The organism is Brevundimonas sp., assembly GCF_035998205.1.
Classification (GTDB): Bacteria; Pseudomonadota; Alphaproteobacteria; order Caulobacterales; family Caulobacteraceae; genus Brevundimonas.
In genome coordinates this window covers 805,284-823,956 of the sequence record NZ_DASYHT010000006.1, presented here as the reverse complement: position 1 = coordinate 823,956, position 18,673 = coordinate 805,284, and the positions used below count along the sequence as shown (strand labels likewise).

At 71.2% G+C, this 18,673-nt stretch carries 17 protein-coding genes; 9 read left to right on the top strand and 8 right to left on the bottom strand.

The features are described from left to right. Positions 1-23: 23 nt before the first annotated feature. Together VGN74_RS14135 and VGN74_RS14130 are read right to left on the bottom strand one after the other, a co-directional pair. Positions 24-785, bottom strand: coding sequence for a chorismate mutase (locus tag VGN74_RS14135; protein WP_327449298.1), 762 nt, complete (start codon positions 783-785; stop codon positions 24-26). A gap of 283 nt (positions 786-1,068) precedes the next feature. Continuing rightward, positions 1,069-1,650 (bottom strand): prephenate dehydratase domain-containing protein, encoded by a 582-nt coding sequence (locus tag VGN74_RS14130; RefSeq protein WP_327449296.1) that lies wholly within the window; start codon positions 1,648-1,650, stop codon positions 1,069-1,071. Positions 1,651-1,748: 98 nt separating this feature from the next. Here VGN74_RS14130 and VGN74_RS14125 point away from each other — a divergent pair, with 98 nt between their 5' ends. After that, the gene (locus tag VGN74_RS14125; protein WP_327449294.1) at positions 1,749-2,921 is read left to right on the top strand and encodes an FAD-dependent oxidoreductase; all 1,173 of its coding nucleotides are present in this window, start codon (positions 1,749-1,751) and stop codon (positions 2,919-2,921) included. A gap of 3 nt (positions 2,922-2,924) precedes the next feature. Here VGN74_RS14125 and VGN74_RS14120 read toward each other — a convergent pair whose 3' ends face one another. Next, positions 2,925-4,298, bottom strand: a complete 1,374-nt coding sequence (locus VGN74_RS14120) for a class II 3-deoxy-7-phosphoheptulonate synthase (RefSeq protein ID WP_327449292.1) — start codon at positions 4,296-4,298, stop codon at positions 2,925-2,927. A 79-nt stretch (positions 4,299-4,377) separates the two neighbouring features. On the opposite strand from VGN74_RS14120, the gene VGN74_RS14115 reads away from it, so the two are divergent. Genes VGN74_RS14115 through VGN74_RS14105 form a run of 3 tightly spaced genes read left to right on the top strand, consistent with a single transcriptional unit; the run spans position 4,378 to position 6,309 of the window. Then, entirely contained in the window at positions 4,378-5,349 is a 972-nt protein-coding gene (locus VGN74_RS14115; RefSeq protein ID WP_327449290.1) for an alpha/beta hydrolase, read from the top strand. A 35-nt stretch (positions 5,350-5,384) separates the two neighbouring features. Then, on the top strand, positions 5,385-5,957 hold the full coding sequence (locus VGN74_RS14110) for a sigma-70 family RNA polymerase sigma factor (protein WP_327449288.1): 573 nt from the start codon (positions 5,385-5,387) through the stop codon (positions 5,955-5,957). Next, positions 5,950-6,309, top strand: a complete 360-nt coding sequence (locus VGN74_RS14105; protein WP_327449286.1) for a DUF6768 family protein — start codon at positions 5,950-5,952, stop codon at positions 6,307-6,309. Before VGN74_RS14110 ends, VGN74_RS14105 begins: the two co-directional genes overlap by 8 nt. 6 nt (positions 6,310-6,315) lie before the next feature. On the opposite strand, the gene VGN74_RS14100 is transcribed toward VGN74_RS14105, so the two are convergent. The 3 genes from VGN74_RS14100 to VGN74_RS14090 are packed head-to-tail and all read right to left on the bottom strand — an operon-like array spanning position 6,316 to position 9,117. Beyond that, on the bottom strand, positions 6,316-7,245 hold the full coding sequence (locus tag VGN74_RS14100) for a pirin family protein (RefSeq protein WP_327449284.1): 930 nt from the start codon (positions 7,243-7,245) through the stop codon (positions 6,316-6,318). 13 nt (positions 7,246-7,258) lie between these two features. Next, positions 7,259-8,611 carry a hypothetical protein gene (locus tag VGN74_RS14095; protein WP_327449282.1) on the bottom strand — a complete coding sequence of 451 codons (1,353 nt, stop codon included), beginning with the start codon at positions 8,609-8,611 and terminating at the stop codon, positions 7,259-7,261. Positions 8,612-8,622: 11 nt separating this feature from the next. After that, positions 8,623-9,117, bottom strand: coding sequence for an Lrp/AsnC family transcriptional regulator (locus tag VGN74_RS14090; RefSeq protein WP_327449280.1), 495 nt, complete (start codon positions 9,115-9,117; stop codon positions 8,623-8,625). Positions 9,118-9,258: 141 nt separating this feature from the next. Here VGN74_RS14090 and VGN74_RS14085 point away from each other — a divergent pair, with 141 nt between their 5' ends. From VGN74_RS14085 to lpdA, 5 genes are all read left to right on the top strand, one after another. Further along, positions 9,259-10,491: a 3-methyl-2-oxobutanoate dehydrogenase (2-methylpropanoyl-transferring) subunit alpha gene (locus tag VGN74_RS14085; RefSeq protein WP_327449278.1), complete on the top strand. Its 1,233-nt coding sequence runs from the start codon at positions 9,259-9,261 to the stop codon at positions 10,489-10,491. A 2-nt stretch (positions 10,492-10,493) separates the two neighbouring features. Then, the gene (locus tag VGN74_RS14080; RefSeq protein ID WP_349256347.1) at positions 10,494-11,549 is read left to right on the top strand and encodes an alpha-ketoacid dehydrogenase subunit beta; all 1,056 of its coding nucleotides are present in this window, start codon (positions 10,494-10,496) and stop codon (positions 11,547-11,549) included. After that, entirely contained in the window at positions 11,549-12,889 is a 1,341-nt protein-coding gene (locus VGN74_RS14075; protein WP_327449274.1) for a dihydrolipoamide acetyltransferase family protein, read from the top strand. Before VGN74_RS14080 ends, VGN74_RS14075 begins: the two co-directional genes overlap by 1 nt. A 90-nt stretch (positions 12,890-12,979) precedes the next feature. Beyond that, entirely contained in the window at positions 12,980-13,474 is a 495-nt protein-coding gene (locus tag VGN74_RS14070; RefSeq protein ID WP_327449272.1) for a hypothetical protein, read from the top strand. A gap of 22 nt (positions 13,475-13,496) precedes the next feature. Continuing rightward, a complete protein-coding gene (gene lpdA, locus VGN74_RS14065) occupies positions 13,497-14,897 on the top strand; it encodes a dihydrolipoyl dehydrogenase (protein ID WP_327449270.1) in 1,401 nt (466 codons plus the stop codon). Between the two features lie 126 nt (positions 14,898-15,023). Here lpdA and pdeM read toward each other — a convergent pair whose 3' ends face one another. Then, positions 15,024-15,755, bottom strand: a complete 732-nt coding sequence (pdeM, locus tag VGN74_RS14060; RefSeq protein WP_327449268.1) for a ligase-associated DNA damage response endonuclease PdeM — start codon at positions 15,753-15,755, stop codon at positions 15,024-15,026. A gap of 214 nt (positions 15,756-15,969) precedes the next feature. Next, the gene (locus VGN74_RS14055; RefSeq protein ID WP_327449266.1) at positions 15,970-18,561 is read right to left on the bottom strand and encodes a ligase-associated DNA damage response DEXH box helicase; all 2,592 of its coding nucleotides are present in this window, start codon (positions 18,559-18,561) and stop codon (positions 15,970-15,972) included. Between the last annotated feature and the right edge of the window lie 112 nt (positions 18,562-18,673).

The following is an 18,673-nucleotide window of genomic DNA, read 5'->3' as shown; positions in this document are numbered from 1 at the left end:
TTAACGCGGCAGGTCGCGAAAGGTCAGCCGATCGCGCCGACGCACCCCTCGATTTCGCCCGGGGCGAGGTCGGCGTCGGTCAGCGACAGCGTCCAGCCGTGGTGGGTGGCGAGACCCCAGCGACGGGCCCCCGAGCCGATCCCGGCGTCGCCGCCGGCCGAGACCACCACGCGCCGGCCCTTCGGCAGCGCCGCCGGATCGATCTTGGCCACCGCCAGCGAGGTCGGGATGTCCCCGCCGAAGCCGTCGAACACCGACAGGCTCGACCACTCGCGACGCAGGGCGGTCCACCAGGCGGAGTCGCCGTTGAGGCCCAGCACCGCCACGCCGTGGCCGTCGGCGGCGAAGCGCAGGGCGGCGTCCGGGTCATGGACGAGGCGCAGGTCGGCGGCGCGGCCGAAACGCAGGCGGGCCCCGTCCCAGGCCTTCGTCGGATCGGTCGGGGCCCAGACCTGCACCTGCAGCCGGCCCTGACGGTTCAGGCCCCAGCCGACGATCTCGCGCCACAGGGCCTCGACGGCCTCGGCGGTGTCCGGGGTGGCCTGACCGAGCATCCGCGACAGCACGGCCTGTTCGCGGTCGGGACGCAGCTTGGTGTGCGGGCCGGCCGGCGCATCCTTGGCCTGGCCGACACGGGACGCCAGGGACAGACGCTGCAGGAACAGGTCCAGCAGGGCGTCATCGATCGCATCGATCTCCTGGCGCAGGGCGGCCAGCGCCATCTGCTCGGGCGTCATTTCGGCGGCCTCGGGCCAGATTTGCTTGAGGGGGGAAACGGGGGACATGGGCGGACTTTCGGCAAGAACGGATTTCGAGGGGGGTCACGGCGCGTTGGCGCGGGGCCGCTCCAGGGGAGCGGTCGCCGGCGAGGCGGTCAGGGACGAAGCAAGCCCGACGCCTCAGCCGGCGTATCGAAAGCCGTAAAAGCGATAGCCAAAATAGAAACCGGCCGCGCGCGAGCGGGTCGAAAGCGACAGGATGTCGGCGCGCAGCGAGGACATGGTCCGGTTCCGTGGGCGGAGCGAAGGCGCTCCTCACCTGCCCAGAACACGCAAACTTCGTGCGCCGTCAAGCGCCGGCGCGCGTCAGCAAGAGAAAACGGGTCCGGTTGTCGGCCGAATCCTGCAGATCGTTGCGCAAAATCGACAGGCCATAGATGTCCGCGGCCGCCGCGGGCGCGATCGCCGCCCGGCTCCGGTCTCCCGCCTCGGCCACCGCCTGCGCCGCCCCCGCCGTGTCGAAGACCTCGACCGGGGTCAGCCCCAGGGCCGCCAGGGCGGCGACACACTGGCCCAGCGCCGCCGGGTGACTTTCGGCGGTTCTCAGATCGGACAGCCGCGCTTCGGGGATGGCCATCAGGGCCAACCGGATCGGCCGCCAGACGTCCGCCGCGACCTCCAGCCCGCTGGCCGCGACGAGCGACGCCGCCGGCTCGACCACCCCGATGGTGGTGTTCTCGACGGGAATGAGCGCGCAGTCGCAGTCCCCGGAGGCGACCGCGTCCAGCGCCTCGGCGAAGGTCTCGAACGGCGCCGGCACATCCCAGGGGCGCAGCGCCAGGCAGGCCTCGTGGCTGAAGGCGCCAGGCGCCCCCTGGTAGGCGACGCGGCCCGAGGCGGGCGGTTCAGCGGCTTTGTCGGCGTGGCTCATGGAAACCGGGACGGCGGCGTAACGGAAGAAGGACGCGCATTGTCCGGGGGCCGGGCGTCAGGCACAAGGCCCGGCGACACGGCACAGAGGACGACGCCATGACCCTGATGCAGCGCCGGAGCCTTCTGCTCGGCGCGGGCGCGCTCGGCCTCGGCGCCTGTTCCTCGACCGCGATGGCCCCGCCGCCGCCCACCCTGGTCCGGCCGTCGCTGCCGCCGATGCGCCTGTCGAGCGACCGGATCGTGCGCATCACCGTCTGCAGTCGCCCGTTCCGCCCGGCCGGGCCACGGATCGAGGTCGAGACGGTCGGCGACAAGCGCGTGGTGCACAACTACGGACACGGCGGCAGCGGCTGGTCCCTGTCGTGGGGCTCGGCCGAGCTCGCGCGCGATCTGGCGCTGTCGGGCGGCGTCCGCGACGTCGCGGTGATCGGCTGCGGGGCCATTGGCATGACGGCCGCCACCCTGCTTCAGCGCGCCGGCGCGACGGTCACCGTCTATGCCTCGGAACGTCTGCCCCATGCACGTTCCGCGCGCGCGACAGGCCTGTGGACGCCGGATTCGCGTATCGCCGACCCGGATCGCGTCGATCCTGCGTTTCCGGCGCAGTGGGAACAGATGGCCCGCGCCTCCTGGGCGATGCACCAGACCTATGTCGGCCAGCCCGCCGAGCCGGTGGCGTTTCTGGACCGCTATGGCGTCGGCGGCGTGCGCGCCCCGGACCCCGAAACCGGCTTTCAACCCCAGCCGGCCGCGCCGCCGGTCGAGGTCCGCTTCGCCGGCTATGGTTCGCGCCTCGCCGGACTGACGCCGCGCTCCCGGCTGCTGGCGCCGGATCAGCACGACTTCGACGCCGAGCGCGTCCGCCTGGCGCCGGAGATGCAGTTCAACATCGCCGAGCTGTCGCGTCGGCTCATCGCCGACTTCCAGGCCGACGGCGGCAGGATCGAGACGCGGACCTTCCATGCCCCGTCCGAGCTGGCGACCCTGCGCCAGCCGGTCATCGTCAACTGCACCGGCTACGGGGCGCGGGCCCTGTTCGGGGACGACAGCCTGGTCCCCGTGCGCGGCCAGATGGCCTGGCTGCCGCCCCAGCCGGAGGTGCGCTACGGCTTCTACGGCAACGGCGTGTCCGTCATGTCGCGACCGGACGGCCTCGGCGTCCAGCGGATCGCCGGCGACATGTTCGGCTACGGCGTCGACGACGAGACGGCGGACGTCCTTGAAGCCGAGGACGCGATCCTGCGCGCCGCCGCCGTCTTCGCAGCCTGAGCGTCAGGCCGCCTGGGACCGGTTCACCCGGCCGGCGCTGAGCCGCTCGGCGACGAGGAAGGCCAGTTCCAGCGCCTGGTCGGCGTTGAGGCGCGGATCGCAGTGGGTGTGATAGCGGCTCGACAGGTCGTCCTCGGTCACCGCATGGGCCCCGCCGAGGCACTCGGTGACGTTCTGACCGGTCATCTCCAGATGCACGCCGCCGGGGTGCACGCCCTCGGCCTCGGCCACGTCGATGAAGGTCCGCACCTCGCCGAGGATGCGCTCGAACGGCCGGGTTTTGTAACCGTTGCCCGCCTTCAGCGTGTTGCCGTGCATCGGGTCGATCGACCAGACCACCCGCTTGCCGTGGGCCTTCACCGCCTTCATCAGGCGCGGCAGGCGCTCGGCGGCCTTGTCGGCGCCGAACCGGCCGATCAGCGTCAGACGACCCGGCGTATTGTCCGGGTTGAGGATGTCGATCAGCGGGAGCAGGTCGTCCGGCTCCATCGTCGGGCCGCACTTCAGCCCGATCGGATTGCGGATGCCGCGCATGAACTCGACGTGGGCCCCGTCCGGCTGGCGGGTGCGCTCGCCGATCCACAGCATGTGCGCCGAGGTGTCGAACCACTCGCCGGTGGCCCCGTCCAGCCGCGTCAGGGCGCTTTCGAGATTGAGCAGCAGGGCCTCGTGGCTGGTGAACATCTCGACCCGGGCGAGGATCGGGTGACTCTCCTGGGTCAGGCCCAGGGTGTCCATGAACTCCAGCGCATCGGCGATCTTCTCGGCCACCTCGCGGTAGCGCGCCTGCGACGGGTTCTGGGCCGCGAACTCCAGGGTCCAGCGGTGCACGTTGCGCAGGTCGGCGAAGCCGCCCTCGGCCAGGGCGCGCAGCAGGTTCAGCGTCGCCGTCGACTGGTGGTAGGCGCGGATCAGCCGCTCGGGGTCCGGCGTGCGCTCTTCCGGCGTGAAGGCCATGCCGTTGATGATGTCGCCGCGATAGCTCGGCAGCTCGACCTCGCCGATCTTCTCGACCGGAGACGAGCGCGGCTTAGCGAACTGGCCGGCGATGCGCCCGACCTTCACCACCGGCTTCTTGCCGGCGAAGGTCAGCACCACCGCCATCTGCAGGATCAGGCGGAAGGTGTCGCGGATGTTGTCGGTCGAGAACTCCTTGAAGCTCTCGGCGCAGTCCCCGCCCTGCAGCAGGAAGGCCTCGCCCGCCTCGACCTGGGCCAGACGCTCGGTCAGACGCCGGGCCTCGCCGGCGAACACGAGCGGGGGCATGCCGCGCAGACGGTCCTCAACGGCCTCGAGGGCGCGGGCGTCAGGATAGTCCGTCGGCATCTGGGTGACGGGACGGGTTCTCCAGCTTTCGGGGGTCCAACGGGCGCTCATGGGCACAGAATAGGCTTTCCCGCCGTCCTGAACAATGAACAGTGTGCAGATGCGGCGTCGCCGCTGGAAGGATCGTGCCATGCAGACGCGTCGGGTGAAGACGGACGGATTGACCCAGCAGGTGCTGGAGGCCGGCGAGGGGCCGCTGGTGGTGCTGCTGCACGGCTTCCCCGACCTCGCCCTCGGCTGGCGCGCCCAGATCGCGGCGCTCGCGGCGGCCGGCTACCGCGCCGTGGCGCCGGACATGCGCGGCTATGGCGGCACGGACCGGCCGGGCGGGCGCGAGGAGCACACCATCCTGCATCTTGTCGGCGACGTGGTGGACCTCGTCCGGGCGCTCGGCGAGACCTCGGCGGTAGTCGTCGGCCACGACTGGGGCGCACCGGTCGCCTGGCATTGCGCCCTGCTGCGCCCCGACATGTTCCGCGCCGTCGCCGGCCTCGCCGTCCCCTTCCAGCCGCGCCGGCCGGGCGGCCCGCCCATCGCCGCGATGAAGGCGATCGCCGCCCGCGCCGGGCGTGGCGACCTCTACATCACCCGTTTCCAGGCCGACGACGCCCACCTGCCGTTCGAGGCCGATGTCGCCGCCGCCCTGCGCAAGGCCTTTTACGCCTATGACGGCGCGACGCCGGACACAGTCCAGTCGACCGGCTTCCTCCCGCCCGGCGAGACCTTCCTGTCGACCATCCGCGACGACGCCCCCCTGCCCCCCTGGCTCGACGCGGGGCACTTCGACCAGTACGTGGCCGCCTTCGCGGCGAGTGGCTTTCGCGGACCGGTGGACTGGTATCGCTGTCTCGACCTGAACTGGGCCCTGACGGCCTGCCTGCAGGACCGGAAGATCGACCAGCCGTCGCTGTTCATGGTCGGCGAGCGCGACCCGGTGCGTCACTACGCCGGAGCGCACGAGGCCGGTCAGGCCGACTGGCTCACCGACCTGCGCGGCCAGCATGTCCTGCCCGGCGCCGGCCACTGGCTGCCGCAGGAGCGGGCGGAGGAGGTCAACGCCCGACTGCTGGCGTTCCTGGCGGAAATCGACCGCGGCGACTGAACCGTTCGACGCCCGGCGCGCACCTTGCCCTCATCATGACCGATGACGTCGCTTCCGATGACGACCGTGCGCCGGACACCTTGCTGGTCCTGTCCGCGAGACTCGGCGACCGTCTGGCTCTCGACCGCCTTGTGCGGCGATGGCAGCCCCGCCTGACCGCCCACGCCCGGCGCCTGCTGCAGGACCCGGACGCCGCCCGGGACGCTGTCCAGACGGCATGGCTCGAGATCGTACGCGGGCTTGAGCGGTTGCGAGACCCGGCGGCCTTTCCGGCCTGGGCCTATCGCATCGTCACCCGCCGCTGCGCAGCGACCATCGGCGGCCGTCGACGGGACCGCGCCCTGGCGGCGGGCATGGCCCGCGAGGCCCGGGTGCCGCCGGAGCCCCCGCCGGGCCCTGACGCGGCCGACGATCACGGGCGCCTGCGCGCCGCCGTGCGTGCGCTGCCGCCCGACCAGCGCGCCGCCATCGCCCTGTTTCATTTCGAAGGCCTGTCCGTGGCCGAGACGGCCGTGGCGCTCGACGCCCCGGTCGGCACGGTGAAGACCCGCCTTATGCACGCCCGGCGAAAGCTCCGGGCCGCCCTTGAAGGAGACCGCCATGACTGACTTCGACCGTCAGCTCGACGCCGCCGTCGTCGCCGAGGAACGCGACCTGCTCCGCCGCATCGGCGAGGAGCCCGGCGCGATCCCCCAGCTGTTCGGCCTGTTTCAGGGGCGGATGGCGTGGGTGAACCTCGTCATGATGCTGGCGCAGGCCGCCCTGTTCATCGCCGGCGTCTGGGCGGCGTGGCGCTTCTTCCAGGCCACGGACGCTCTGGAGGCGCTGCGCTGGGGCCTGCCGGCCGCCGTGGCTTTGCTGGCCGCCCTCGTCATCAAGGTCGCCATGTATCCGGTCGTGCACATCCGTCAGCTACGGCAGGAGCTGCTCCGGCTCCAGCTCAGCCAGCACCGGGACTGATGCGGCTCAGACAGGATGGGTCGGATCCGGCTTCGGCGCCGGCTCGGGCGTCGACGGCACGTCGGGCAACGGGATGAACTCCAGATCGTCCTCGCTCGGCAGCGTCATGCGCCCGGCCTTCCAGTCGGCCTTGGCGGCGTCGATGCGGGCCTGGGTCGAGGCCACGAAGTTCCACCAGATGATGCGTTCGCCCACCGGCTCGCCGCCCAGCGCCATCACCGTCGAGGGCTGCAGGGCCGTGACCGTCGGCTCGGCGTGGGGCGCCAGCACGACCATCTGGCCTTCGCCGAAGCGCTGGTCGCCGACCTCGATCTCGCCGCGCACGACATAGAGGGCGCGCTCGGAATAGCCGCCGGCGCCGCGCCCCGGCGGCGGCGTGGTGCGCACCCCCTCCGCCAGCTCCCAGTGGACGTAGAACAGCGGCGACGACACCGGTACGCCGGCCCGGGCGCCATAGGCCTCGCCGGCGACCAGCCGGGCGAACAGGCCGCCGTTCTCGTAGCTCGGCTGGTCTTCCTCGGGATGGTGGTGGAAGGACGGATCCGCCTCCTCCGCCTCGAGCGGCAGGGCGATCCACGCCTGCATGCCGTGCATGGGGCCGCCGCGGCTGCGCTTCAGCGGGTCGGTGCGTTCGGAATGGACCACGCCCTTGCCGGCGGTCATCCAGTTGACCTCCCCCGGGCGGATGGCCTGGGTCGCGCCGGTGTTGTCCCGGTGCATGATCTCGCCCTCGAACAGATAGGTCAGGGTCGACAGGCCGATGTGCGGGTGCGGCCGCACATTGATGGCCTCGGCCCCGGGGGCGAACTCCGCCGGGCCCATCTGGTCGAGGAAGATGAAGGGCCCAACCATGCGCCGCCTGTGGAAGGGCAGAACCCGTCCGACCTCGAAACCGCCGAGATCCTTGCGGCGGGCGTTGATCACCATCTCGATCATGTCGGGCTCCCGTTCAGTGCAGCGCCAGCCGGGCGAGGATCGCCGGGGCCGGGTCAGGCGTCGCCTGCGCCCCGTCCGCGGTGAAGTCGCTCCACTGGGAACGGGCAACGAACACCAGTTCGCCGTCGTGAACCAGCCCCGTGGTCGGGGCGTCGAGTTGCGGCAGGTTGGCGGCGAGCACCTCGACGGTGGCCACCCCGCTCGCATCAGCGGCCAGCGTCAGCCGGAGTATGCGTTGCGGCATGGCGCCGTTCTGGATGGCGTACAGCACCGTCCCGTCAGCGACCAGGCCGTCCAGCCCGATCAGGCTCGCCTCGGCAGGCGCCGGCAGCCGGATCGCGGCCCCCGAGCGCCGGTCAATCCGCCACAGCCCAGAGGAATAGTCCGCCACAATCAGCGCTGCGCCGTCGGTCGTCGTCACCATCCCCTGCGGCGAGCCGAGCTGTCCGGCCGGAACCCAGACCTCCAGCGACGTGCCGCCGGACGGCAGACGGTAGATCGCGCCGCCGGTAGAATCCGCGACATAGAGGGCGCCGTCAGCCGCAAGCAGCAGATCGCCGGGGTCGAAGTCCGTGACGCCGGCCGGCGCGCCGAAACGGGCGCGCACCGCCCCCGTCGCCGCGTCGAGCTGGAGCAGGGCCGGCTCCGGGCGCGCCGCCCCCTCCGGCAGCCCGTGCACCGCAGGCGCCAGCGGAGCGGTGGTCGCCCACAGCGAGTCCGTCCCCGGATCGAGCGCGAGGCCGATCGCCGCGCCGATACTGGCGTCGCCGGCCAGCAGCGGCGTCACCACGCCATCGTCCGCCAGCGCCACAATCGCCCGCCCTCGAACCTGGGATACCAGCCAGCGCCCGCGCGCCGCGTCCCGGACGAGGCCCTCGGCGATAACCGGCCCCTCGAGGCGGGCCATCGACGACAGGCGCCCTTCGCCGACCGGAGCCAGATTCGCCGCCAGCGCCGCGGCGGCCTCGGCATGGCCGGGCGCGCCGGCGAGGGCGGACAGGGCGCGGTCGCGCTCCAGATTAAAGACGAGGCCGGTGGCGGCGTAGCGACGCACCAGCCGCAGGGCCTCATCGGTCTGCCCGCGGGCGGCGGCGATGCGCGCGCGCAGCTGGATCAGCCCCGGATGGTTGTCGATCCGCAAGTCCGCCTCGGCGAGACGGGCGGCGGCCAGATCGAGGTCCCCCGCGGCGGCCGCCGCGAGCCCCTCGGCGCGAAGCCGTCGAAAGGCCGCGACATCGCCCTCCTCCGCCTGGGCTACAGCCGCCGGATCCGCCGCCGCCGGCCAGGCGAGGGCGACCGGGCCAGGGGCGGCAAGGGCGCAGGCCAGCGCGCACGCGACGAAGCGCCGCGCGGACATTGAGGTCATGCGGCGGGCCCCTAGTTGAGGTGCGGTGTAACGATGCCCAGCGGCAGGGTGGTGACGTTCTTCACCCCGCGCGTGACGATGTGGCTCTCGCAGTCCGAAACCACCGCCAGCGCCAGCAGCTTCTCGCGCAGGAACTTGTCGAAGGCATGCATGTCGGAGGTGACGATGCGCAGCACATAGTCCTCGCGGCCGGTGATCGTGGCGCACTGCACCACCTCGGGCCAGCCCTGCACGGCGGCCTCGAAGGCGTTGAGGTTCTCGGTGGAGGGCAGGCTCAGCTTGACGATGGCGTAGACCTCGAAGTCGAGCCCCAGCTTGCTGGCGTCGAGCAGGGTCACCCGCTTGCGGATCAGCCCCTGGTCCTCGAGCCGCTTGATGCGGCGCCAGCAGGGCGAAGCCGACAGACCGACCCGGTCAGCGACCTCTGCGACCGACAATCCGGCGTCATTCTGCAGGATGTCGAGGATCCGCGCGTCAATGGCGTCCAGCTCTTCCGCGAGCATCATTCCTCCAACTTTTGTTTCGTAGAACAAAATACCTCAAATCGGCATTTGGCAAGGCGGATTTGAGCGAGCCTTCCCGACGGCGTCATGCTATTGCCGCCGCTGGAGAGAAACGCCGGTCGGATCAACCGAGGGCAGGACCCGATGAAGAAGAACAGCCAACCGCTTTCCCTACGGATTCCGGAGCCTTCCGGCCGCCCGGGGGATACGCCGGACTTCAGCCACATCACCCTCGACGCCGCCGGCGCCGTGGCGCGTCCCGACACGGACGCCGCGCCTGCCAGTCTGCGCGACATGGCCTTCCAACTGGTGCGGGTGCTCGACGACGAGGGCCGCGCTGTCGGCCCGTGGGACCCGCGCCTCGATGCGGAGACGCTGCGTCGCGGTCTGAAGGCGATGATCCTGACGCGCGCTTTCGACGACCGGATGCACCGCGCCCACCGTCAGGGCAAGACCAGCTTCTACATGAAGTGCACCGGCGAGGAGGCCATCGCCGTCGCCCAGGGCATGGTCCTGAGCCGCGAGGACATGGGCTTCCCGACCTACCGCCAGCAGGGGCTTCTGATCGCCCGCGACTACCCGCTGGTGGACATGATGCACCAGATCTATTCGAACGCATCGGACCCGATCAAAGGCCGGCAGCTGCCGATCATGTACTCCTCGAAGGAGTATGGCTTCTTCACGATCTCGGGCAACCTCGGCACCCAGGTGCCCCAGGCCGTCGGCTGGGCCATGGCCAGCGCCTACAAGGGCGACGACCGGATCGCCATCAGCTGGATCGGCGACGGCGCCACGGCCGAGGGCGACTTCCACAACGCCCTGACGTTCGCGGCCGTCTACCGGGCCCCCGTGATCCTGAACATCGTCAACAACCAGTGGGCCATCAGCTCCTTCCAGGGCATCGCCGGCGGGCTGGAGACGACCTTCGCCTCCAAGGCCATCGGCTACGGCCTGCCGGCCCTGCGCGTCGATGGCAACGACTTCCTCGCCGTCTGGGCGGCGACCCGCTGGGCCGAGGAGCGCGCCCGCGCCAACCTCGGCGCCACGGTGATCGAGCTGTTCACCTACCGCGCGGCCCCGCACTCGACGTCGGACGACCCCAGCCGCTACCGGCCCGGCGACGAGTTCGAGAAGTGGCCGCTGGGGGATCCGGTCGCCCGACTGAAGCAGCACCTGATCGCGCTTGGGGAATGGTCCGACGAGCAGCACGAGGCCGAGCTCAAGGCCGCCGAGGAGAAGGTGCGCGCCGCCGGCAAGGAGGCGGAGGCGGTCGGCACCCTGGGCCAGTCGCGCCCGAGCGTGAAGACCATGTTCGAGGACGTCTACGCCACCGAGGACTGGCGCCTCGTCGAACAGCGCCGCGAGGTGGGGATCTGAGGATGAGTGCGCCCGCCATGACCACCGACACCCCCGCCGTCGTTCCGATGAACATGATCCAGGCGCTGAACTCGGCGCTGGACGTGAAGATGACCGAGGATCCCAACGTCCTGTCGTTCGGCGAGGACGCCGGCTACTTCGGCGGCGTCTTCCGCGTCACCGACAAGCTGCAGCAGAAGCACGGCCTGACCCGCAGCTTCGACGCCCCGATCAGCGAGTGCGGCATCGTCGCCGCCGCCATCGGCATGGGGACCTACGGCCTGCGCCCGGTCGTCGAGATCCAGTTCGCCGACTACATCTACCCGGCCTACGACCAGATCGTCTCCGAGGCGGCCAAGCTGCGCTACCGCTCGGCCGGCCAGTTCACCGCCCCGATCGTGGTGCGCAGCCCTTACGGCGGCGGCATCTTCGGCGGCCAGACCCACAGCCAGAGCCCCGAGAGCCTGTTCACCCACATCGCCGGGTTGAAGGTGGTGATCCCGTCGAATCCCTATGACGCCAAGGGCCTGCTGACGGCGGCGATCGAGGACGACGATCCGGTCATCTTCTTCGAGCCCAAGCGCCTCTACAACGGCCCCTTCGACGGCTGGCACGAGAAGCCGGTGTCGCCCTGGAAGGCCCAGGCGCTGGCCCAGGTCCCGACCGGCAAGGTGGTCGAGCCGATCGGCAAGGCGCGGGTGATGCGCGAGGGCAATGACGTCACCATCCTGGCCTATGGCACCATGGTCTGGGTGTCGCTGGCCGGGGCCGAGCACGCCGGCGTCGACGCCGAGGTCATCGACCTGCGCAGCCTCGTGCCGCTGGACATCGAGGCCATCGAAGCCTCGGTGAAAAAGACCGGCCGCTGCGTCGTGGTGCACGAGGCCCCGAAAACCTCGGGCTTCGGCGCCGAGCTGAGCGCCCTGGTGCAGGAGCGCTGCTTCTACCACCTCGAGGCGCCGGTGATGCGCGTCACCGGCTGGGACACGCCCTACCCCCACGCCTTCGAGTGGGAATACTTCCCCGGCCCCGAACGGGTGGCCGAGGCGCTGAAAGCCGTCATGTCGGGAGGCCGCTGATGGGTCGTTTCGTCTTCAAGCTGCCCGATGTGGGCGAAGGCACCGCCGAGGCCGAACTGGCCGCCTGGCACGTCAAGGTCGGCGACCCGGTGGCCGAGGACCAGATCGTCGCCGAGGTGATGACCGACAAGGCCACGGTAGAGATCACCGCGCCGGTCGCCGGCGTCGTCTCGAAGCTGCACGGCGAGCCGGGCCAGATGCTGGCCGTGCGCGGCCCGCTGGTCGAGTTCGAGGTCGAGGGCGCCGGGAATGCGGCGGCGGAGGAGTCTCAACCGGCTCCCCTCTCCCTTGAGGGGAGAGGGGCCGGGGGTGAGGGTGACACCGCGTCCGGACAGTCTGCCCCCGTTGCAGCTGCGCCCGTCGAAGCGGCCGCGCCCGCGCCCCAACCGGCTGGCGGGGTCACCCCCACCCCTGCCCCTCCCCCCTCAAGGGGGAGGGGAATTGAAAGGGACCCCAACCAGAAGCCCCTCGCCTCTCCGGCCGTGCGCCGGCGGGCGCGGGAGCTGGGCGTCGAGCTGCAGTTCGTGACGGGCTCCGGCCCGGCCGGCCGCATCGAGCACGGCGACCTCGACGCCTTCCTCGCCGGCGGCGCGCGTCCCGCGCCGACCGTGACCGGCGGCGCCCCGACCTTCGCCCGCGCCGAAGGGACGACCGAGGTGAAGATCATCGGCCTGCGCCGCAAGATCGCGGAGAAGATGGCCGAGAGCGTGCGGCGCATCCCGCACATCACCTATGTCGAGGAGATCGACGTCACGGCCCTGGAAGAGCTGCGCGCCCATCTGAACGCGCAGAACAAGGGGACGGACCGGCCCAAGCTCAACCTGCTGCCTTTCCTCGCCCGCGCCATGGTCGTGGCCCTGCGCGACCAGCCGCAGATCAACGCCCACTATGACGACGAGGCCGGCATCCTGACCCAGCACGCCCCGGTGCACCTGGGCATCGCCGCCCAGACGCCGAACGGGCTGATGGTGCCGGTAGTGCGCCACGCCGAGGCGCGCGACGTCTATGACACCGCCAACGAGATCGCCCGGGTCTCGGCCGCGGCCAAGTCGGGCAAGGCGGCGAAGGACGAGCTGTCCGGCTCGACCATCACCATCACCTCGCTCGGCACGCTGGGCGGCGTGGTCCACACCCCGATCATCAACCACCCCGAGGTGGCCATCGTCGGCCCCAACAAGATCCAGGAGCGGGTCGTGGTGCGCGACGGCCAGATGGTCGTGCGCAAGATGATGAACCTGTCCTCGTCCTTCGATCACCGCATCGTCGACGGCCATGACGCGGCGGTGTTCATCCAGCGCATCAAGGGCCTGCTGGAACAGCCCGCGACGCTGTGGATGTGATGTGCATCGGGTGTGGTGGCGTCAGATCTTCCGATGTTGCGCGTCGCCACGGCCCGGCGTTCCATTGACCCGCCTATCGCGAGGAACGTCATGAAACATGCCCTGATCGCCTTGGTCTCCGCGTCCACGCTCGCCTGCGCCGCGCCGGCCTGGGCCTGCGTGCCGCCGCCGTTCAACGCCTCCAATGACACGGCGGCGGCGCGCGCCGTGTTCGTGGGCCGGGTCGTTTCGGTGGAGCTTTCTGACCCGGCCGAGTGCCTCGCCGCAGCCCGGAACCGCGCCAGCCTCAACCTGCCGCGAGACCCCGGAGCCAGCGCCTGCGAGGCTTTTGGCTATGCGACGCTTGAACCCGCCTGGGTCATCAAGGGTGAGGACGTCGCGACCGGGCCGTTCCGCGTCGCCTGGAACCAGGTCGGCTATTGCACCGCCGGCTGGACAGCCGAGGTCGGCGCCCTCGCCATCGTCATGGTTCCGGAGGATGCGCGTACCCTGCGCGACGGCGTCACAGCGACCGTCGAAGGCGCCTACCAGACCGACCCCCTGTTCAGCACCATCCTCGAGCTGGTCGCAGAGACCCAGCCCTGACGTTCACAAGCGACGGCCACGCATGACCCAGACCCTCAAGACCAAAGTCCTCATCGTCGGCGCCGGCACCGGCGGCTATGTGGCGGGCATCCGCTGCGGCCAGCTGGGGCTGGAGACCGTTCTGGTCGACGGCGGCGACGGGCTCGGCGGGACCTGCCTGAACGTCGGCTGCATCCCGTCCAAGGCCATCATCCACGCGGCCGGCAAGTACGAGACTGTGGCGAAGGCGGCGGCGGACGGCGGGACCCTGGGGATCACCGCTGCGGCCCCCGCCGTTGACCTGGCGAAGACCGTCGCATGGAAGGACGGCATCGTCCGCAAGCTCAACGCCGGCGTCGCGGCCCTGCTGAAGAAGGCGAAGGTCAAGGTCATCAACGGCTGGGCCGAGTTCGCCGACGCCAAGACCTGCACCGTGAAGACGGCGGACGGCGACATCCGCATCAGCGCCGAGCACGTCATCCTCGCCACCGGCTCCGAACCGGTCGAGCTGCCCTTCCTGCCCTTCGGCGGCGACGTCATCTCCTCGACCGAGGCCCTGTCGCTGGACGCCGTGCCCGGAAAGCTTGTCGTTGTCGGCGGCGGCTATATCGGGCTGGAGCTGGGCATCGCCTATCGCAAACTCGGGGCCGAGGTGGCCATCGTCGAGATGGCCGACCGCATCCTGCCGCTCTACGACAAGGCCCTGACCGACCCGGTGCACAGGTGGCTGGAGCGCCACGGGGTGCAGCTGTTCCTCGGCGCCCGCGCCGGCGGCTTCGGGGATGGCGCGCTCTCCGTCACCACGAAGGACGGCGAGCCCCTGTCGATCCCGGCGGACAAGGTGCTGGTCACCGTCGGCCGCAAGCCGCGCACCCGCGGCTGGGGTCTCGAAAACATGGGCCTGGCCATGGACGGCCCGTTCGTGAAGATCGACGACCGCTGCGCCACCAGCATGAAGAACGTCTGGGCCGTCGGCGACCTGACCGGCGAGCCGATGCTGGCGCACAAGGGCTCGGCGCAGGGCGAGATGGTCGCCGAGATCATCGCCGGCAAACCCCGCCGGTTTGATCCGGTTTCGATCGCGGCGGTCTGCTTCACCGAGCCGGAGATCGTCTCCGCCGGCCTCGGCCCGGCCGACGTCGAGGGCCGCGACGACGTCATCACCGCCATGTTCCCCTTCGCCGCCATCGGTCGCGCCCTGGCCATCGAAGCCGGCGAGGACGGCGGCTTCGTGCGGGTCATCGCCTCGAAGACCGACCACCGCATCCTCGGGCTCCAGGCCGTCGGCCAGCATGTCTCGGAGCTGTCCAACAGCTTCGCCCAGATGCTGGAGATGGGCGCCCTGCTCGAGGACGTCGCCGGCACGATCCACGTGCACCCGACACTGGGCGAAGCCTTCCACGAGGCCAGCTTGCGGGCGCTGGGGCACGCGATCCACATCTAGGGGGCGCCAGAAAGCCCCTCCGTCCGGCCGCTTCGCGCCCGGCCACCTCCCCATTTCATGGGGAGGAGATCGCCTTTCCTCCCCACGCAGTGGGGAGGGGGACCGCGAAGCGGTGGAGGGGCCTGATCACGTTATCCGCCCCCAGTCCAGCGCGTGCACCTTGTCCCGTCCCAGCGCGGCGACGAGGGGCGGCGCAGCGAACAGGCCGGCGATCGCCGGGTCGCGCACGTCCAGCCCGCCGGTGAAGGCGCCGAAGGCGGGCAGCAGGATCCGCTGGCCATCGGTGACGAAGCAGGGCCGGCGCACGCCGCGGCCGTGGGCGGCGACGCGCACGGCGGGGTGAAGGTGGCCGGCGACCTCTCCCGCTCCGTCCCCGGCCTGCGGCTCATGGATCAGGCGCAGCGCCCCGACCTGACGGGTCGTCACCACCTCACCGGTCAGCCGGTCCAGCGCCCCGGCCAGGGCCTCGAGGTCGTGGTTGCCTTCCAGCCAGACCCAGCGCCGCCCCTGCGCCAGCCGCGCCAGCCGGGCGTGGTCCGCCTCGCCCAGCCGCTCGACCGCGCGCCGGTCGTGGAAGCTGTCGCCGAGAAGCACCACCGTGGCCGGCTGCAACGCCTCCACCTCGGCCTCCAGCTTCGCCAGGGTCGCCGGGCTGTCGTAGGGCGGCAGCATCTGGCCGCGAACGGCGAAGGCCGAGCCCTTCTCCATATGCAGGTCCGAAGCGACCAGCGTCCCCTGCGCCGGGATCCAGAGCGCACCCGAACAGCGCAGCACGCAGGTCTCGCCGGCCACGCGCACCGTCAGGCCGCCGCAGGCGCGCCGCGCCGGGGCGAGCGTCGCCTTCAGAGCCGCGTTCATCGCCCGCGCCCCGTCGGGACAAGGGCATCACACCGGCCACAGCGAAGGCACAGAGGACACAGCGACGTCGCGCATGCCGCGCCGAAGGCGCCTTTCCTTCGAGCCCTGGAATTGAGGCGCTTCGCGCAAAGCCTCGCCGACGCCGTCGTGCTCGCTGTGCCTCGCTGTGGCCGCCGTGATCCCTTGAGGACCGGGGGCGGCAGCAATCTGGCCCTCATCCCATCACCTCGGCCACCAGCGCCTCTTCGTCGAACATCAGGCCGGAAGCCTCAAGGATCAGCTCGGCCGCCTCGCCGCCGTCGACCCGTTCGCGGCCGATCTGCACCAGCACGGGCACCGAGAAGGGCGAGGGCCGCGCCAGCGCCGCATGGTCGATCCGCCCCCGGATTCGCGTCAACAGTTGACCCAGCCGCGCCACGTCCAGCAGCCCCGCCGCCGCGTCCGCCCGGGCGATGCGCAGCAACAGGTGATCCGGCTGGTGCCGGCGCAGCACGTCGTAGATCAGGTCGGTCGAGAAGGTCACCTGCCGCCCGGTCTTCTCCGCCCCCGGCTGGCGCCGCTCGATCAGGCCGGAAATGAGCGCGCAGGCCTTGAAGGTGCGCTTCATCATGAAGCTCTCGTCCAGCCAGCTCTCCAGATCGTCGCCCAGCATGTCCGGCTCGAACAGGGCCTCGAAGTCGAGGTCGGCCATGGAGCGCACCGACCAGATGGCCAGGGCGTAGTCGGTCACCACGAAGCCCAGCGGCCCGACCCCGGCCCGGTCCAGGCGGCGGGTCAGCAGCATGGCGAGCGTCTGGTGCGCGATCCGCCCCTCGAACGGATAGGCCACGAGGAAGTGGCGGCTGCCGCGGGCGAAGGTCTCGACCAGCAGGGCTTTGCGCCCGGGGATGCGCGAGCGCTCGTCCTGGGCCTCCAGCCATTCCTGCACGTCCGGCGGCAGGACCCGCCAGTGGTCGCGGTCCTCGATCATCTCGCGCACCCGGTCGGCCAGCGAGGTCGACAGCGGAAACTTCGAGCCGCCCCAGCTGGGGATCTTCGGCTCCTTGTCCTGCGCCGGGCTGACGAAGGCGTCGAGGCCCACGATGCCCTGGAAGGCCCAGACCTGGCCGGCGAAGACGAAGGTGTCGCCGGGCGACATCTGTTCGAAGTAGTGCTCCTCGGCCTCGCCCACCTTGCGGCCGCCCATCAGGGCCTTGCCCCCGGCCCGGCGGGAGGCGACGCGGACGTTCAGGGTGGCGGCGGTGACGATGGCCCCGACATTCATGCGGTGGCGCTGGGCGGTCTTGGCGTCGCGCACCCGCCACATCCCCTGCCGGTCGCGCACGATGCGGGCGAAGCGGTCGTAGGTGCGCAGCGCATAGCCGCCGGTGGCGACCAGATCGACCACCTCCTCGAAAGCGGCGTACGACAGGTCGCGATAGGGGGCCGCCGTGGTGATCTCGGCGTGCAGCGCTTCAAGGCTGAACGGCTCGGAGCAGGCGCAGCCCATGATGTGCTGGGCCAGGGCGTCCAGCGCCCCGACCTGCCCCGGGTCGCGGTCGAAGGCGTTGGCCTCGACCGCCTCGCGCGCCGCCTGGCACTCCAGCAGCTCGAACCGGCTGGCCGGCACCAGCAGGGCCCGGCTGGGCTCGTCGAGGCGATGGTTGGCGCGGCCGATGCGCTGCACCAGCCGGCTGGCGCCCTTGGGCGCCGCCAGCTGGATCACCAGGTCCACGTCGCCCCAGTCGATGCCGAGATCGAGCGTCGAGGTGCAGACCACCGCCCGCAGGTCGCCGCGCGCCATGGCCGCCTCGACCTTGCGCCGCTGCTCCGCCGCCAGCGAGCCGTGGTGCAGGGCGATGGGCAGGTCGCGATCGTTGATCGCCCACAGCTGCTGGAACACGAACTCCGCCTGCCAGCGGGTGTTGACGAAGATCAGCGTCAGTCCGGCCCGCACGATGGCGTCATAGACCTCCGGCATGGCGTGCTGGCCCGTGTGCCCGGCCCAAGGCACCCGCCCCTGCGACACCAGCACCTCCACCACCGGCGGCGCGCCCGGGTCGCCGGTGACCACCCGTACTCCATCCCATTCTCCCCCCCCAGGGGGGAGAGGACCATGCGGAGCATGGTGAGGGGGGGTAGCGCCCCGCCCCCCCTCCACCGCTTCGCGGTCCCCCTCCCCCTGCGGGGGAGGAATGCACGGCCCCAGCCACCCCGCGATCTTGCCCGGGTCATCCACCGTCGCGCTCAGCGCCACCCGCCGCATGGCCGGGGCGTAAGTCTGAAGCCGGGCCAGGCCGAGGTTGAGCAGGTCGCCGCGCTTGCCGTTCCAGATGGCGTGCACCTCGTCGAGGATGATGCAGCGCAGGTCGGCGAAGTAGCTGCGCGCGCCCTCCCAGGCGAGGAACAGCGCCAGCTGCTCCGGCGTGGTCAGCAGGATGTCCGGCGGCGACTGGCGCTGGCGCTGGCGCTTCGCCATGCCCGTGTCGCCGGTGCGGCTCTCGACGTGGATGTTCAGCCCGATCTCGCGGATCGGCGTCATCAGGTTGCGCTCGACATCGACGGTCAGGGCCTTGAGCGGCGACAGATACAGGGTGTGCACCCCGGACCCGGGCCCGCTCTCCGGCCGCGGCCCGCGCTCCGCCAGCTCCAGCAGGGTCGGCAGGAAACCCGCCAGCGTCTTGCCGCCCCCGGTGGGCGCGACCAGCAGGGCGTGCGCCCCGGCCTGCGCCGCCGCGACCATCTCCAGCTGGTGCCGCCGCGGCGCCCAGCCGCGCCGCGCGAACCAGTCGGCGAACAGGGGAGGAAGACCGGACGACGCGCTCACCGCACCCTGATAGCATGTTCCCGTTCCGTTTCAGCCCCCGAGCGGCTATCTGTCCGGAGTGAGTCCGTCATCCCCGACCACCACCGCGCCCGAGACCAGTCCGGTCGCCGCC

Coding starts and splice junctions, on each gene's coding strand:
- VGN74_RS14105 (WP_327449286.1), top strand. CDS start 5,950: ATGACTGACTTCGACCGTCAGCTCGACGCCGCCGTCGTCGCCGAGGAA.
- VGN74_RS14095 (WP_327449282.1), bottom strand. CDS start 8,611: ATGACCTCAATGTCCGCGCGGCGCTTCGTCGCGTGCGCGCTGGCCTGC.
- VGN74_RS14125 (WP_327449294.1), top strand. CDS start 1,749: ATGACCCTGATGCAGCGCCGGAGCCTTCTGCTCGGCGCGGGCGCGCTC.
- VGN74_RS14120 (WP_327449292.1), bottom strand. CDS start 4,298: ATGAGCGCCCGTTGGACCCCCGAAAGCTGGAGAACCCGTCCCGTCACC.
- VGN74_RS14085 (WP_327449278.1), top strand. CDS start 9,259: ATGAAGAAGAACAGCCAACCGCTTTCCCTACGGATTCCGGAGCCTTCC.
- VGN74_RS14100 (WP_327449284.1), bottom strand. CDS start 7,245: ATGATCGAGATGGTGATCAACGCCCGCCGCAAGGATCTCGGCGGTTTC.
- lpdA (WP_327449270.1), top strand. CDS start 13,497: ATGACCCAGACCCTCAAGACCAAAGTCCTCATCGTCGGCGCCGGCACC.
- VGN74_RS14080 (WP_349256347.1), top strand. CDS start 10,494: ATGAGTGCGCCCGCCATGACCACCGACACCCCCGCCGTCGTTCCGATG.
- VGN74_RS14070 (WP_327449272.1), top strand. CDS start 12,980: ATGAAACATGCCCTGATCGCCTTGGTCTCCGCGTCCACGCTCGCCTGC.
- pdeM (WP_327449268.1), bottom strand. CDS start 15,755: ATGAACGCGGCTCTGAAGGCGACGCTCGCCCCGGCGCGGCGCGCCTGC.
- VGN74_RS14090 (WP_327449280.1), bottom strand. CDS start 9,117: ATGATGCTCGCGGAAGAGCTGGACGCCATTGACGCGCGGATCCTCGAC.
- VGN74_RS14130 (WP_327449296.1), bottom strand. CDS start 1,650: ATGAGCCACGCCGACAAAGCCGCTGAACCGCCCGCCTCGGGCCGCGTC.
- VGN74_RS14110 (WP_327449288.1), top strand. CDS start 5,385: ATGACCGATGACGTCGCTTCCGATGACGACCGTGCGCCGGACACCTTG.
- VGN74_RS14075 (WP_327449274.1), top strand. CDS start 11,549: ATGGGTCGTTTCGTCTTCAAGCTGCCCGATGTGGGCGAAGGCACCGCC.
- VGN74_RS14115 (WP_327449290.1), top strand. CDS start 4,378: ATGCAGACGCGTCGGGTGAAGACGGACGGATTGACCCAGCAGGTGCTG.
- VGN74_RS14135 (WP_327449298.1), bottom strand. CDS start 785: ATGTCCCCCGTTTCCCCCCTCAAGCAAATCTGGCCCGAGGCCGCCGAA.